At 66.5% G+C, this 349-nt stretch carries 1 protein-coding gene; it reads right to left on the reverse strand.

Annotation, left to right across the window (positions count from 1 at the left end):
* Positions 1–328, reverse strand: a 328-nt coding sequence (locus EN851_RS34700) for a response regulator (protein ID WP_135931082.1), incomplete at its 3' end; no start/stop codon positions are given.
* Positions 329–349 lie beyond the last annotated feature (21 nt).

Consider the following 349-nt stretch of genomic DNA (forward strand, 5'->3'; position numbering starts at 1 on the left):
CGAGCAGCTCGGAAAAGGCGAAAGGCTTGACGAGATAGTCGTCGCCGCCGGCCTCGAGCCCTTCGACCCGGTCGTCGACGCCGCCGATCGAGGTCAGGAATATGGTCGGCGTCGTGACGCCCGCCGCGCGCACCGCCTTGATCATGGAAAGGCCGTCGAGGCCGGGAACCATGCGGTCGGCCACGATGACGTCATAGGCGTCGCGGGTCGCCGCGACGAGCGCGTCATGGCCGTTGCGCAAGAGGTCGCAGGCGTGCCCGGCTTCGCAGAGCCCCCTGACGATGTAGTCGGCCGTCCTTGGGTCATCCTCAACCAGCAGAAGTCGCATGTTGGCGTATCGTCCGGATTC

It is taken from the genome of Mesorhizobium sp. M8A.F.Ca.ET.208.01.1.1 (assembly GCF_004791315.1).
In the GTDB taxonomy this organism is placed as follows: domain Bacteria; phylum Pseudomonadota; class Alphaproteobacteria; order Rhizobiales; family Rhizobiaceae; genus Mesorhizobium.